Source organism: Cupriavidus sp. 05N38 (assembly GCF_056397345.1).
The window spans coordinates 1-14,573 of the sequence record NZ_JBFTNF010000108.1; the positions used below are offsets into that span (position 1 = coordinate 1).

The following is a 14,573-nucleotide window of genomic DNA, read 5'->3' on the forward strand; positions in this document are numbered from 1 at the left end:
TCGCAGACGTCCGCATTGGCGTTGTTCTGGACAGCGAACGCACTTGTCGCGACGACAATCTTCTCTACTTCCCGCACATCGATACCGACTTGCTCCCGCATTGCAAGCAGAAGCTGTACAACGCCCTGGATCCACCCACAAATTGGATAGACCTTTACCCAGACATCGTCGATTGCCCATCCAGTCCCGAGGCCTGCGTCCAATAACTCCGGCTGTGCCCTCCCGCCGCCAAATGCATCCAGCAATCCGAACTTTCCGTCAATCGCCGTTGGGGGGGCGGTAAAACCACGACGAGCGAGCATCGCCATTCGAACACCCGCTTCCGCCGCTCGGCCCGCATGCATCCGCTTTACCATTCCCGCGGAACCCAGAGCAAAGTTCTTGACGCCAGACGCACACGAGCAAGCAAGGCCGGTTGCGCTCAATAGTTGTTCGAGTGGCAGGCGCATTGCCACCCCCGCCGCCAGGGCGCCGGCAACAGGCCCCACTACACTGGTCTTGTGGAACCCGCGCTGGGAGGGCTCCGTGCCCAGCGCCATGCTGATGCGTGCAGTTGCCTCGTAGCCAGCCACAATAGCCCGAAGAATCTGCACACCAGACGCATCGACGGCTTCCCCCGCTGCGAGTACTGCTGGAACGATGACTGCACCGGGGTGAACCAAGGCGGCGGATAGCAGATCATCGAGTTCAAATCCATGCATCGCGGTACCATTGCAGAGCGCAGCTTGGCTCGAGGCAACCTCATCGACGCAGCCCAGGATAGTGGAAGAGCCACGAGAAGAATCCGCGATGACTTCCTCTGCCATGATCTTGCCCCAGGGTTGCCGCACGCCAAGCAGAGCACAACCAATAGCGTCGAGAAGACACCAACGTGCTTTATCTATTGCATCGCGCGGCGTTTCGTCGCCCAAGGCGCGCAGATATTCAATGAGGTTACGCGCGTGGCCCGGAGGCGGCTCTTGAGATGTCTTGCTGATAGGTGTAGCCATGGCAACCAATTGAATGACGGTGAGGACGCAGAGAACTTTCTGAAACGATCGGTTTGCGCTATTGCAGCGCAATGTGTGCCGCTTTCACCACCATCCCCCACCGCTCGGTATCGCGTCCGAGGAATGTCAGCATTTCCGGGCCATTCGAGCCAACCGGCTCAGCACCCTCGGCGATAAACCGCTCGCGGACATCCGGCATCTTCATGATTTTGGAAATCTCATTGCTGAGTGTTTGTGCCACATCCTTGGGCATACCCGCCGGCCCAACCACTCCATACCAGCCTCCGGTGTCGTAGCCTGGTACGCCAGCTTCCGCGATGGTCGGCACGTCGGGCATAAGTGGCGATCGCTTCCCGCTTGTAACCGCGATTCCCCTGAGCTTGCCGGCACGAATCAACGGCAAGGCCGTAGGAATGGTGGGAAACGAGATGTCGACGTGTCCTCCAACGAGGTCATTTACTGCCAGTCCGCTACCCTTGTAGGGGACATGATCCAACCTTATTCCAGCCATCACCTGAAGAAGGGCGCCAGATAGATGCCCCGGAGAGCCGTTTCCGGCCGAGGCCTGCGTGAGGGGCGCCGGTCGAGTGCGGGCCAGCGTCAACAGCTCTGCCAGGTTCTTTGCCTGAATACCGGGATAAGCGACCAGGACATTGGGGACCATCGCGAGCAGAGAAATGGGCGTAAAGGCTTTGACGGGGTCATAGTTAGCCCCCTTCATAAGCAGCGGATTAGTCGTGAGACCAATCGACGCAAGCATCAACGTATAACCATCGGCCGGTGCGTGTGCGGTGGCGTCACTCGCAATCAATCCATTTGCACCCGGTCGGTTCTCTACCACCACGGGCTGGCCCAGTGCGGAGGTCAGCTTCCGGGCAATGATGCGAGCGGCCACATCCGTAAAGCCTCCAGGCGCAAAGCCGACAAGAATCCTCACGGGTCGACTCGGATAGTGATCCTGAGCCGAGGCTGCATTGGCAAATAGGGCAGCTGTCAATACCACCATTGTAACCAACGTTGTTCTGCCCTTCACTGGCTTATCCATGTCTCTCTCCAATTCCATACAGATGGAAGCTCACTTCAACTGCTGTAGACGCTCCAAAACAGTCTTGTTCACCAAGATGCCCTGCCGACGTCGAATCTCACGCTCCCGAAAGCCGCGCTCCGATGGAATTCGAATCTCCGCAGAAACTGTTTGGCGAGGCAGTGTTCTTACTTTGTTCAATAACTCCTCCAGTTGGTCCTTGAACTGCTCGGCAGGCATCAATAGTTCCGGATTGAAAGCGACGAAGAGATATCCAAAATCGCTAACGTCGCCATTCCGTAGCCGTGAACCCGCCATCAGGCCAAGACTCTGGATTGCGAGGGACAAGCCGTAACCCTTGTGTCCGCCGAATGGAAAGACACCGCCCTCCAGCAAATCTCGGGCAACGCGCGTGGGCTCGCCATGTTTGTCGATGCCAACGACATCACGGAATTCCTCGCCGAGGAAGGCCTTCATCAGGACTTCGCCTGACATCGCCGAGGCCGTCCCCATGTCAAAGATAAATGGGTCCACTTTGCCAGGTAGGGCAATAGCTAGCGGGTTGGTCCCCAACGCCTTGCTTAACGCCCCTGGCGGCACAACGCTTGGGCTGCTGCTGCCGAAGTAGATCGCCGCATACCCCTCCCTGGCAATCTTCTCCAGGTAATATGCGTTGCGTCCCGCAAACCAGCTGTTCCTCAACCCCACAACCGCTATGCCGGAGCGACGCACCTTGTCGATGACAACATCGACAGCACGGTTTAAAGAGATGTAGCCGACGTGGTTCCCTCCGTCGAGCAATGCCGAGACCGGAGACTCGCGCACGATTGAAACCGGCACACGGGGCTTCTTCATTTCCGGTCTTTCCGCAATGACAAGAATCCGCGGAAGGCCTGCGAACTCGTAACCCCACATGGATGCATCAAGCAGATGTCCGGAGATGACATCCGCCTCTGCACGTGTGAATCCAATCCTTATAAGGGTGCTCACGCCAAGATCATGCGCCTCACTTACGCTCAGTCGAATTGAGTTTTCGTTATCGGTGTCCAGCAGTTTCTCAGTCATATCGATAGTCCAAGGTGTCGAATGCGTGCGGCAATACTTCTCTATTCCACGTGGAGATTTATCTTCTTCACGACGGGCTTCCATTTTTCGAGTTCACCGGCGATGAACTTAGACAGGACAGCAGGTTCGCCTCCGACGACCTCATAGCCGGCATCGATGAGTTGCTCTCGCACCTTCGGATCCAGAAGAGTCTCTTTGAAAGCGGCGTTAAGGGTGGTAATTACCGCCCCTGGGGTTCCCGCGGGTACCAGTACGCCATTCCAGGAGCTCACGTCGAAGTGAGGCACTCCGGATTCCGCAATCGTCGGCACGTTCGGCAAGACGCTTGTCCGCTTCGCGGCGGTAATGCCCAATGCGCGGAGCCTCCCCGCTTGGATCTGCGGCTTAAGCACGACCGGCACACCAATAAGGGCGTCGATCTCCCCAGAAAGGACGGCAGACAAGGCTGGTCCACCCCCACGATAGGGAACATGCAACATGTTTGCGCCTGTCATTGACGCGAGCAACTCCCCTCCGAGATGTCCAAGAGATCCCGGCGCAGCCGATCCGTATGTAATCTGTCGCTTCTTCGATAACTCAATCAGTTCCCGGATGTTGTGCACCGGCAGCTTTGCGTTGACAACGAGTACCTGCGGGACGGTCGTCAAGAAAATCACCGGCGCAAAGTCACTCTGCGCAAACGGCATCTTCGTGAACACAAGCGGGTTGATCGAATGGGTCGCTGAGTAGGCAAACGTCAGCGTGTAGCCATCGGCAGCTGCCCGTGCACCGGCTGATGCGCCAATATTTCCCGCCGCTCCACCACGGTTCTCGATGACCACTGGCTGCCCCAGTAATTGACCCAACCGCGCTTGAAGTATGCGTGCGAGAAGATCTGCACCACCACCCGGCGGCCATGGAACAATCCAGCGAACGGGGCGATCCGGATAGGCCATGGCCGCTACGTCTCTTGATGCAAGACTTCCCAGGACACCGGTCAGCACTCCCGCCAGGAGCAGTGACCGGCGTTTTCCTAGCGGCACACCGCTCAAAGCCGGTGCCTGCGATATGGCATCATTCATGTCAGGCCATCCAGTTAAAATACCATTCAGTAGCGCTATCTCTAACGTGCAATACGGCGCGATGCCGTAGCTCACTTCGGAAGCATCGCGTCCACAACAAGCCTGACCAAGTCGACGTAACTGCGCATGATCAGGTAAGCAAAAAGACCTGCGATCCCGCCGCCAATAAGAAAAGCAGTAGATCCGCTGACTTCCCAAATCCAGAATCCGGCTATCGGCATACTCGACGCCAGCAGCAATGCAATCGCGTTGCCATTTTTAACAAGGAAATGCAGAGCAGGAAATGTCGGCATCGTCTGTTTGAAATGTGATTTCATCAATCAAATTCATCGATATTAAAAATTAACGTTGCAAAACCGGTTAAATCAGGCGGCGGCCCATGTTGACGCAATTGCATTTGCAGCGCGCAGGGCGAAGACAGTCGACCGGCTGAGACCGCCTATGTATGCAACCTGTTCAAGATCACCGCCACCCTCGATTCCGCCGGTCGTACAGCCTGCCGCATACAAATTCGCAATCGGACGATTGGCAATATCAAGCACCCGACCGGCAGCGTCGGTCGCGATTCCGCCCATGGTGTATGTGATCCCGGCGCAGAGCTTTACCGCATGGAAGGGTGCGGTTCGGATGGGCCACGCTCGATGAACGCCTGTGCTGCGCCGGGGCCGAAGCTCTCCGGTACCGGCGGCCTCGATTGCGGCGTTGTGCTGCGCGACGCTCTCTGCTAACTGGTTTGCAGGCAAGCCAGCCTGTTGCGCCAAGCCCTCCACGTCGGACGAGGCGTAGACGGTGCCTCCGTTCGTGATCAAGGTGGGATTTGCGGAAATGAGGTACTCGCGCCCTGGGCCATTCCAGATATCCGAGTCGAAGATGACGGTTGCTCCCAGGGGATCGGCCTGTGCCGCAATGGTGTTTGCCATGGTGACTCCACCCAGCCCTTCATCCATGAATCGTCGCCCGGATCTATCAACCACAATGCCCGCGGCACAAACGAGATCGAGCATCGGGAAGGGCGACAAATCGTCGTTGTAGATCGCATCCTGTGCGAGCACGTGCCCGTAGAACCGCGTCATTCCCACGAACTGAGCACCGACTTCACCTGCCATGCGCAATCCGTCTCCGCAGCCTGCCCGTGCGTTTCGTTGCTTAAGCTTCTCTGGCGCAGGTGCGATATGCTCGCGCAGCAAGTCCAGGTTGGAATGGAATCCCCCGTCGCAGATCACAACCGCGCCTGCCTCAATGCCGACTTGCGCGGTAGATTGCGTCGCCAGGAAGCCGACGCACTGCCCACCCCGCATCGTCAAGCGCTCGGCACGAGTTCCGTAGAGGACCGTTCCCCCATTGGCCTCCAGCCTGGCTGCCAGGGTTCGTAGCAGTACATCCCCGCCGCGCCCCTGCCAGTAGTGGCGTCCTTGCGTTGCAATAGGAGGTGCCAGCGTATGTCTGCGGTAAGGCTCGTGTCCAACCTTGATGAACCGCACACCGTGCTGCTGCAGCCATTGCGTTGCCTGCCCAACGTCATGTGCGAGTGCCTCCGCGAGGTCCTTCGCAACCGAGTTGCCAGCGCGGCTGACAATGGCGTCCAGAATGACTTCAGGATCTTCGGCTACGTCCTGGTGGGCGACGTGGAATGCCCCGCCTGCCATCCGGGTGTTGCACGGGTACCTACCCTGCTCACCTTTTTCAACTACCAGCGTTCTGATTCCTTGCTCTGCGAGCCGTAGAGCGACTGTCAGGCCCGCGATTCCGGCGCCGATGACAGCAACGTCTGTATTGACGACATCCATGCCCACTCCAGTAACTGGCTGAATCTCCGATAGCACTTCCGACGCTGGCTCCCGACGAGACTGCGATCTAGCGCACCGATGAATGAATCTTATGGCGGAGATACCTGCACAACCGCGCCCATCCTTTAAGGACTTTCAAGTACGAATTGAAGATCGAATCCTCTGCTTCCGATGGTCGCGTCGTGTACTACGTCAATGTCTCCATACAGCTGGAGAGTTGAAAACGTCGGCGAACGCGCACAGCGTAACGACGCCTTGAAGTTAAGCAATTCCCGAGTGTCAAACGCCGGCCGCGCGATGTGACTAGCGTTGAATCGTTGGAGGTCGCTCTTCCCGCCGCTGCAGGTCGGGATGTTGGCTAAGCACGTCGTAGAGAAAATCTGCCATGGCACGGACCTTCAGCGGCACGTGGTGGCGTTGCTGCATATAGATGGAGTAGCTCAACTCCCCCTCGACCTGTCCGTCCATCACCGTATCGAGCCGACCCGAACGCAGGTAGGGCGTGACGCGATAGAGAGTCAGGAGTCCGATCCCCACTCCACTCAGCATTGCCTCGATCAGGCTATCGCCGTCATTTGTGACAAGTGACGGCTGCCCTTCGCTTACCAGGATTTCGTTGCCGAAGCGGAGGCGCCACGGCCGGATCGCATTGGTCACCCAGCTCCGCAGATCGATCCGTCGATGACGCTTAAGATCCTCAATTGTTGACGGTCTGCCATGCCGCTGCAGATAGGCTGGCGAAGCGCAGAGAACGAAGGGCGAGGTCACCACGCGCCGCGCAATGAGTCTCGTGTCGGGCAATGGGTGTGGAAGGATACCGACGTCAATGCCCTCGGCGACCACGTCCGGGATTCGATTCTGGGCGATCAAATCGACCGAGAGGCGCGGAAACTTCTCGAGGAAGGATCCGAGAGCTGGTGCGACAAAGCGCGCGGCCATCCCGACAGGTGCAGCAACCTTGACCGTGCCGAATACCTCCGCAGAGGCATCACGCATTCGCTCTACCTCACTGTCGATGGCGTCAAATGCATTGACACAGGTCCGATAGAAGCTGGAACCCTCTTCGGTTAGGCTTAGTCTGCGCGTGCTGCGATTCAGAAGCCGAATTCCGACCCACTCCTCGACCTGCTTGATATGCAAGCTGGCGGCCTGGGGCGTGATTCCCAGTTCCCGAGCGGCCCGGCTTAGGTTCCCGGTCTGCACGACACGTATGAAGGTATTGATGCCCCGAACGCTCTCCATGTATCACCTCCTCGGCACGAGCAAACCTAGATGGGACTGTCAGGCTCCCTCGACGGGCACCGAGGCCGACACTGGAATGTCAGTCACTTCCGAGACAGCCCATATGCCCGGCCAAGTTCATCGATGTTCGAGTCTGGGCCGATCTCTTTAATGAGAGCCTCAACTCGGCTCCTAACCGCATTTGCAATAAGCATCGGAGCCCCGAACGACGCCGCTAGCTCCGAAACAAGACGCAAGTCCTTATAGAACAGTTTCGACGTAATGATGGCAGTTGGCACCCCCGTGCGTTCGGCCTCCGCGATTCTCTGGAGTGCCGCGGTCCACGCGTCCGTGTCCTTCGTCTGTTCCAGGAGGTCCGCCAGACCCAGGCCCAGGCGCCGGGCCAAATCGATACTTTCGTAGCAGATGAACCGATTACAAGCGCCAGTTGCGTTCTTCACAAGTTTCGCCGTTTGTCCGCTACCGGTCGGACCGAAGTAGATGCTGCGGCCCATAGTTTGGAGAAGGCCATAGACCTTCTGATAGTCTTCTTGGGACCCTCCGCAGAGCGCAAGAAGAGTTCCGTTGTCCGCACTGGCAGGCCCCCCTGCGACCGGAGCATCGACGAACCCGACTCCCAGTTGGTTGAGCGCCTGCGATATCGAGCGGGCATCCGAGGGACTTCCAGTTGTCTGATCGATCACCACTTTGCCGGGTGACAGGCCCCTCAGCATCCCTTTCTCGCCCAACAGCACCTCCCGAACATGGGCTGACGTCGGGACACAAAGCATGATGATGTCACTCTCACGCGCGAGGGAGGGCATGTCCGTTGCAGCCATAGCTCCATCCCGTACTTGCTCAGCCACCCGATCCTGGACCACATCGAACACGAGAAGCCTGTCTGCAGCCGTACGGACTCTACGCGCCAAGGCAGAGCCCATTGCGCCCAGACCCACGTAGCCAATAGTCGGCTTTTGTGCACCCACCCTGCTTTGAGGAAGCGGCGATTGCGGTGTGTGTCTATATGCGTCGTCGCTTACACCCGCCATTGAGCCTATAAGAGACAGCATGCTGCCCAGGCGAGAATCTCCACCATAGACGTTCATGCCCACATCCAGTAAGCCGCGGGCCACGGATGCCAGAGGCAGAGAAACGCCACATTGCTCGGAGAGTTGGATTGCTCGTCGAATGCCGTCGGAGAGTTCTGATAGCAACGGGCCCTCGAATCCAGGACGATGGTCCGCGAGTGCCGCAAGTCGCTGTTCCGTAAATCGACTACGCCCGCTGCTTCCGTTGATTGCATCAAGCATCGGAGACAACGCAAGCCCCGCCTTCAGGCCCATTGCGATGACTTCGAGTGTCATCAGGCTGCACAATGAAAGCATCGATGCTGCGATCGCCTTGCTTGCCTCTGGGTCGATCGGACGCACTGTTTGACTGGATATTTGCAACACTCTCTCCCTTTCATCCGACGCCAGTCCCTAGCGCCACGCTACGAGYCGCCGAGGACTTCCTAGGGTCATTGCTTTTGAATGTTCAACTTCTCGACCAGAGCCGTCGTGTCCGCCACTTCCTTACGAACGAAGGATGTGAATTCCGCGGGGTTCTTAAAGTACGGCTCTGTACCATCCGATTGAAGCCTCTCTGTCACCTGCGGATCTTTCATGGTCTTCTCCAGGGCCGCCGACACTTTCTCGACCACATCGCGCGGCGTGCCGGCCGGCGCAAAGAGGCCGAGCCAATAGTAGTAACTAAAGCCCGGCAAGCCTTGCTCCGCCACGGTTGGCACGTTGGGAAGAAGCTTCAGACGATCCTGCGATGTGACCGCGAGCGCCCGCAATTTTCCACCCGCGAGATTGGACGAACTGCTTCCGTACGCATCGACCATGAAGCTCACGCGCCCCGCAATCACATCCGGCATGGCAGCCCCGTTTCCTTTGTACGGAATGTGAAGCATCTGTACGCCCGCCTGCTTCAGCATCATCTCCGCCGCAATATGCGTGGTCGTTCCAACCCCGGCCGATGCATAACTGATCGCGCCACGGCTGGCCTTTGCACTCTTGAATACGTCAGCCATGGTCTTGTACTCGGTTCCTGCGCCCGCCACAACCACAGCTGGCGAACGGACCATTGAACCTACCGAGACAAAGTCCTTCATGGCATCAATGCCAGTCTCGCGTGAGAGAGCGCTTTGGATGGGTAGCGTCCCTCCCGTCGACATCAAGGTGTACCCGTCCGCAGACTCCGATTTCGTATAGCGGATACCCACCAACCCGCCCCCGCCAGGCCGGTTCTCCACCACTACGGGCTGACCGATTTCCTGGCCCAGTCGCTGGGCAATAATCCGCGTCGTGATATCGCCCCACCCACCCGCAGATACAGGGACGACCACTTTGATGGGTCGTGAGGGATAGGGCTCAGCCGCGTGGGCGATGGGAATTGCAGAAAGCGTTGCCGCGAATAGGGTAACCTGCCTTATTTTTTTAACGTTGGTCATCTTATCTCCTGTGTATTTTTTTGCAGAATGCGCGTCGGCTACGATTTCCCAGGCCAAAGAGTGCCGATAAGTCTCCGCACGTCCAGGAGATTCTCCATTGCACGTATCACTTCGATGGACGCTGAGATCTGCTGCTCTCCGACGCCGCCATACGGCATCAGGCTCCTGTACTTGCTTTCAATTTCTAGCCAGGTGATTCCACGCAAAGCGGCACCCTTCGGATACCGGACATGTTCTTCGATAAGCTGTCCACCGACAGTCTCGATGCGAACAATTGCGCCGCTCTTGTAGTTGGCCTTATCCGCGACCTCTGTATCTACGCGGAAGACCTTATCGAACAAGGAGCGGATCCTGGGGTCCTGAATCTTCTCTGGGAATGCGTGCTCCCAGCTGTAGTCACGATCCGCTGCGCCTGCAGCCGCGAAATAGAACGGGCTGTGCGCGATCCCGATGAGGTCGGTTGGATGCTTTGGCCCCGGGAAAGGATAATCGGGAAGGGTAAACTCGATCTTGCGAATGTCCACGACATCCAGGTCCCCTCGGCGCGCCGCATTGGCGGCAGCTTCGGCAACGGCGTGAAATGGCGACCCACCAGGAACTAGCTTGATGCCTAGTTCGGTCAGGATGCACCATTTCTCCCCGAGCTGACTGATCACCTCCTCGGCTTGCTGGGTGACGCCCAGTGTTTCGAAGAAGCCGCGCTTCATCTCGAACGTGGCGAGCTCGGCGGTGTATCCCAGCTGAGCGGCTAGAGCGCCGTTCACGCCCATCATTGCTGCATTCCCCGCGTGGTACTCCCTCGCTAAGCTGGTTGCCGCCGCGGCGTGCAAGCCGCCCATTGAGGTTGCCGCCAATGCGAGTGCATGGGCCGCGGCGTCTGCGTCGAGCCCCAGCAGTCGAGCTGCAACTGCCGCCGCTGCAAACGTTGCCACTACGCACCCGTGAAAGCCTTTTCGCTGCAGGCCTCCAATCATGGCAGTGTTGATGTTGCCGGCAACTTCATAGCCGATAACTACTGCGGCAACTACCTCCGCTCCGGACGCACCGACCTTTTCTCCGACGGCGAGCGCCGCAGCACACGCCTGGGTCCCACTGTGGACAATGTTCCTGAGATCGCTGTCATCCGAAGCAGCCGCATCGCTCATAAGAGCGTTCAGGCGTGCAGCGGCCACGGCCGGCACCGACTCCCAGCCTCCAAACCAAACAGTCGACTCCGGAGAGCCTCCTCGCGTGACTTCCAGGGTTCGAACGATCTTGCTCGATTGGAGCGTCGATCCGAGAGCGGAACTGGCTAAAGTACTGGCGATCAGCATCTTCCCGTATTCAGCCGCTTCAGCGGGGATTTCGTCATACTGCGTTGAAGCGATGAACTCACCATATCGGCGAGAGAGAGTAGCGTTCTTCATCTTCAATCCATCTTGATGTTGCTTTGCTTGGCGACGTCACCCCAACGCCGCGTCTCTTTCACAAGGAACTGTTGAAACGCTTCCGGGGTTGTGACCTGGGGTGTAAGTGCGATCTTGTCGAGCGCATCGACGACCTCCGGCAGGGCCATCACGCTCGCGGCCTGTTGACTTAGTTCGGCGGCCTCTTTTGCCGGAAGGCCCGCGGGTGCAACGAGGCCTTGCCAACTCGTCATGACGAAGTCGCCCCCGATCTTCTCTTCGACCGTTGGAATATTGGCAAGTCGTTCCACGCGCTTCTGGCTGGTTACAGCCAGAAGACGAATCTTTCCCGCTTTCACACCCATGAACGCTCCAGGCAGAGTGAGCATGGCAACATCGACTTGCTTCCCCATCAATGCGGTCACGAGGGCATTTGCTGTGGTAAACGGAACGTGAGTAATCTTCACACCCAGCCGATTCTTCAACATCTCCATTCCCAAGTGATTGCCCTGTCCGATGCCTGAAGACCCATAGTTGAGCGAGCCAGGACGGGCCTTTGCCACCTTCTCGAGGTCCTCGAGACTTGTGATGCTGGAATCCGACGGGACCGCGACCACAAATGCCGATTCAGCCAGCTTCGCGATTGGCGTGAAGTCTTTGATCGGGTCGTAGCCGACCTTCTTGTAGACGTGAACGTTACTGGTGTGACTAGTGGAGACGATAAGCAGCGTGCGTCCGTCCGGATTCGCCTGGGCGACCTGTGCGGTCGCGATGTTTCCACCGGCTCCTGGACGGTTCTCTACGATGTATGTCCGCTTTTGCCTGACTCCGAGCTTCTCAGCCAGGATTCGAGCAAGGACATCGATATTTCCGCCGGGTGCCGATGCGACGACGATGCGAGTCGGTGCGCTTCCTGGATCGGCTGCCGCTCCCAATGCCGACAAACAGATGCCAGCAAGACATAGCTGCCGCCAAATATTCTTTGCCACGTGCCTCCTCCTAGTTCTCGATTTAATCTTCCCAACCATCGTTCGGTGGTTCAATCGTTTCCCACCCTGTCGTGGACGTTTGGGTTCATCTAAATTTGGTCTTTACCTACCGGTTTGTTACCTTTGGCGTAAACGTTCAGCGGAATCAGTCCTGCTGTATTGAATTCGCATACCGAAACGTTACGCGCGTGCGGAGGCAGGCTTAGAGGTCTACCGGGGCGTCGTTGAGTCTTGTCGTTTCCGGTCGTCAATGTGCACGGTAAAAAGTGCGCAAGAGCGGCCAGGAAAGAGCCGGCTTCCTGCGCAAAGGAGACCACCTGGAATCAAATTGCGTTTAGTCGCCTGGATTGAAGCCCAGGAGGGCCTTCGTTTCCAGATACTCCTCCAAGCCAAATACACCCACCTCTCTTCCGTTGCCTGACTGACGGTAACCGCCCATTGGGGCAACGTAGTTAGACGCAGCTCCGTTATAGAAGATGCGCCCCGCCCGCATACGCGCGGCAAGCTTGCGCGCACGTCCGGCGTCCGAGGAGAAGATGTACCCGCCCAGTCCGTACTTCGTTCCATTCGCGATGGCGACGGCCTCGTCTTCTGTACGGTAGGTAATCAACGACAACACCGGGCCGAAGATCTCCTCCTGCGCGATGGTCATGTCTGCTCGAACATCGGCGAAGATTGTCGGCTGGATGAAGTAGCCGCGATCCAGGTTGCCAGGTCGGCCAAGGCCTCCACATACCAATCGCGCTCCTTCTTCGATTCCGCGTTCGATGTAGCTTTGCACTCGCTCAAACTGCGGCCGATTCACTACGGGGCCAACTGTCGTGTCTGGACTTCGCGGATCGCCTACCCGTACCTTCTGCGCCTCGCGTTGCAGTAGGCCAATAAACTGCTCGGCTTGGCTCTCGTGGATCAGGATGCGAGTGGGCGAATGGCAGGACTGGCCCGTATTCGAGAACCCTCGGGTGACGTTATACCGAGCGGCTGCCTCGAGGTCTGCGTCCTCAAGAACGATATTTGCAGACTTCCCGCCGAGTTCCTGGCAAACGCGCTTGACGGTATCTGCGGCTGACTGAGCTACCAGAATCCCCGCTCTCGTCGAGCCGGTGAATGAAATCATGTCTACGTCCGGATGTCGGCTCAGTGCATCTCCGACTGTCGGACCATCGCCGTTAATGATGTTTACGACGCCGGCCGGTACCCCCGCGGCCGCCAATACCTCCCCAAGCAGCAACGCGTCAATGGGCGTGTATTCACTTGGTTTTACCACTACCGTGCAGCCAGCGGCGATTGCGGAAGCAAGCTTCCCGCACAGTAGTTGGAGAGGCCAGTTCCAGGCTGTAATCAAAGCACACACACCAATTGGCTCTCGCAGGATCACGTTGTCGCCCATACGGCTCTCGAAGTCGTACTCGCGAAGCGTAATCACGGCCTGCTTAAAGGCCTGGAGGGCCGTGGTCGTTTGACCAGCAAGGGAAAGCGGAGCTCCCATCTCCTCGGAGATCGCACTCATGAGGTCGGTCTGCCTCGCCGCGAAGGCTTCGACGATCCGTTCAAGCAGGGCAATCCGTTCGGCCTTGGTTGTCACACTGAAAGATTCAAAAGCTTTCCGTGCAGCGGTTACTGCTCGATCAACGTCTTCAACTTCGCCAAGCCGCACGTTCGCGAACGGAATCTCAGTGGCCGGGTTGACCAGTTCAAAGCTGCGGGTTCCTACAGGCTCAACCCACTCTCCCCCGATGTAAAACCTATCAAACGTCTTCATACCTTCCTCTAACTGAATGGACACTCGAACTCTTAGACGGACATCCGCCCCGCGCAAGGCCAAGGCTGCTGGTTGTCGCGTCCGTCCACTTCACAACGCCTTCGAGCCTGGCTTGCCGACTACCTTCACAATACTCTACATTGGTTCCGTTGTACAATTCGGGTTCCAATCACCGAAACTTTCGTGCGCGACGCACAAGGTCGGAATGGCGCCCATGCGCGCAGTCAGTCACAGAGGAATTCTTCATCAGGAGACTTTATGCTTTGCATCGTGTTTTGCTGCGATCGAGAGGGGTCGGCGGAGCTTCGTAAAGAGCTTCAGGCTACTCATCGGAACTACTTGAATGATTGGAACGACAGGATCCCGGGACCGCAACTGGATGAACTCGGCAATGCGTTCGTAGGAAGCGTTTTCCTGCTTAACATCGACACCTATCAACAGGCAGAGGAATTCATCCGGAGCGAGCCTTACAACTCCGCCGGGGTGTTCGCCAGCGTGAAGATTCGTCGCTTAAGCAAGGGCCGGTTCAACGCGCACCTGTTCGACGCGCCGAGATAGCACTTCGCTTCGTGCTGCCCCGGTCCCTTTGTGCACCTTTAGGCTCGTGTCACCATCGGTCTACACGAGCCTTCTGCACCGTCGCTTCAGGCGCTAGAACTTGTGTCGAATGCCTGCAACTGCGCCGAATTGGTTAGCGCTGTTGGCCACCGTTCCGAAGCTTCCCAGGCCAAGTGTCGAGCCGTTCTTGTTCTTCGTGTAACCAACGTTTAGGTAGACGTCGGTACGCTTAGAG

The 14,573-nt window shown here is 57.7% G+C and carries 13 protein-coding genes and 1 pseudogene; 1 reads left to right on the forward strand and 13 read right to left on the reverse strand.

All coding sequences use genetic code 11. The features are described from left to right. From AC1DK4_RS38675 to AC1DK4_RS38730, 12 genes are all read right to left on the reverse strand, one after another. Nucleotides 1-989, reverse strand: a 989-nt coding sequence (locus AC1DK4_RS38675; RefSeq protein WP_477132186.1) for an MmgE/PrpD family protein, incomplete at its 3' end; no start/stop codon positions are given. A gap of 58 nt (nt 990-1,047) precedes the next feature. Beyond that, complete coding sequence (locus AC1DK4_RS38680) at nt 1,048-2,034, reverse strand: tripartite tricarboxylate transporter substrate binding protein (protein ID WP_441649919.1); 987 nt, start codon at nt 2,032-2,034, stop codon at nt 1,048-1,050. A 30-nt stretch (nt 2,035-2,064) separates the two neighbouring features. Then, nucleotides 2,065-3,078 (reverse strand): Ldh family oxidoreductase, encoded by a 1,014-nt coding sequence (locus AC1DK4_RS38685; RefSeq protein ID WP_441620727.1) that lies wholly within the window; start codon nt 3,076-3,078, stop codon nt 2,065-2,067. Between the two features lie 41 nt (nt 3,079-3,119). After that, entirely contained in the window at nt 3,120-4,139 is a 1,020-nt protein-coding gene (locus AC1DK4_RS38690) for a Bug family tripartite tricarboxylate transporter substrate binding protein (protein ID WP_441620729.1), read from the reverse strand. A 71-nt stretch (nt 4,140-4,210) separates the two neighbouring features. Beyond that, the gene (locus AC1DK4_RS38695; protein WP_441620731.1) at nt 4,211-4,456 is read right to left on the reverse strand and encodes a hypothetical protein; all 246 of its coding nucleotides are present in this window, start codon (nt 4,454-4,456) and stop codon (nt 4,211-4,213) included. A 48-nt stretch (nt 4,457-4,504) separates the two neighbouring features. Continuing rightward, nucleotides 4,505-5,926, reverse strand: a complete 1,422-nt coding sequence (locus AC1DK4_RS38700; RefSeq protein WP_441620733.1) for an FAD-dependent oxidoreductase — start codon at nt 5,924-5,926, stop codon at nt 4,505-4,507. Nucleotides 5,927-6,229: 303 nt separating this feature from the next. Then, nucleotides 6,230-7,168 carry a LysR family transcriptional regulator gene (locus AC1DK4_RS38705; protein ID WP_441620735.1) on the reverse strand — a complete coding sequence of 313 codons (939 nt, stop codon included), beginning with the start codon at nt 7,166-7,168 and terminating at the stop codon, nt 6,230-6,232. Between the two features lie 83 nt (nt 7,169-7,251). Beyond that, nucleotides 7,252-8,598, reverse strand: a complete 1,347-nt coding sequence (locus tag AC1DK4_RS38710; RefSeq protein ID WP_441620737.1) for an NAD(P)-binding domain-containing protein — start codon at nt 8,596-8,598, stop codon at nt 7,252-7,254. Nucleotides 8,599-8,666: 68 nt separating this feature from the next. Continuing rightward, nucleotides 8,667-9,644, reverse strand: a complete 978-nt coding sequence (locus tag AC1DK4_RS38715) for a Bug family tripartite tricarboxylate transporter substrate binding protein (protein ID WP_441620739.1) — start codon at nt 9,642-9,644, stop codon at nt 8,667-8,669. A gap of 38 nt (nt 9,645-9,682) precedes the next feature. Continuing rightward, complete coding sequence (locus AC1DK4_RS38720; RefSeq protein WP_477116906.1) at nt 9,683-11,050, reverse strand: MmgE/PrpD family protein; 1,368 nt, start codon at nt 11,048-11,050, stop codon at nt 9,683-9,685. A gap of 2 nt (nt 11,051-11,052) precedes the next feature. Beyond that, the gene (locus AC1DK4_RS38725) at nt 11,053-12,018 is read right to left on the reverse strand and encodes a Bug family tripartite tricarboxylate transporter substrate binding protein (RefSeq protein ID WP_477132187.1); all 966 of its coding nucleotides are present in this window, start codon (nt 12,016-12,018) and stop codon (nt 11,053-11,055) included. A 334-nt stretch (nt 12,019-12,352) separates the two neighbouring features. Then, nucleotides 12,353-13,780, reverse strand: coding sequence for an aldehyde dehydrogenase family protein (locus tag AC1DK4_RS38730; RefSeq protein ID WP_441620744.1), 1,428 nt, complete (start codon nt 13,778-13,780; stop codon nt 12,353-12,355). Nucleotides 13,781-14,038: 258 nt separating this feature from the next. On the opposite strand from AC1DK4_RS38730, the gene AC1DK4_RS38735 reads away from it, so the two are divergent. Next, entirely contained in the window at nt 14,039-14,338 is a 300-nt protein-coding gene (locus AC1DK4_RS38735; protein ID WP_441620746.1) for a YciI family protein, read from the forward strand. A 93-nt stretch (nt 14,339-14,431) separates the two neighbouring features. On the opposite strand, the pseudogene AC1DK4_RS38740 reads toward AC1DK4_RS38735, so the two are convergent. After that, nucleotides 14,432-14,573: pseudogene (locus tag AC1DK4_RS38740) on the reverse strand (porin); the annotation flags it as partial.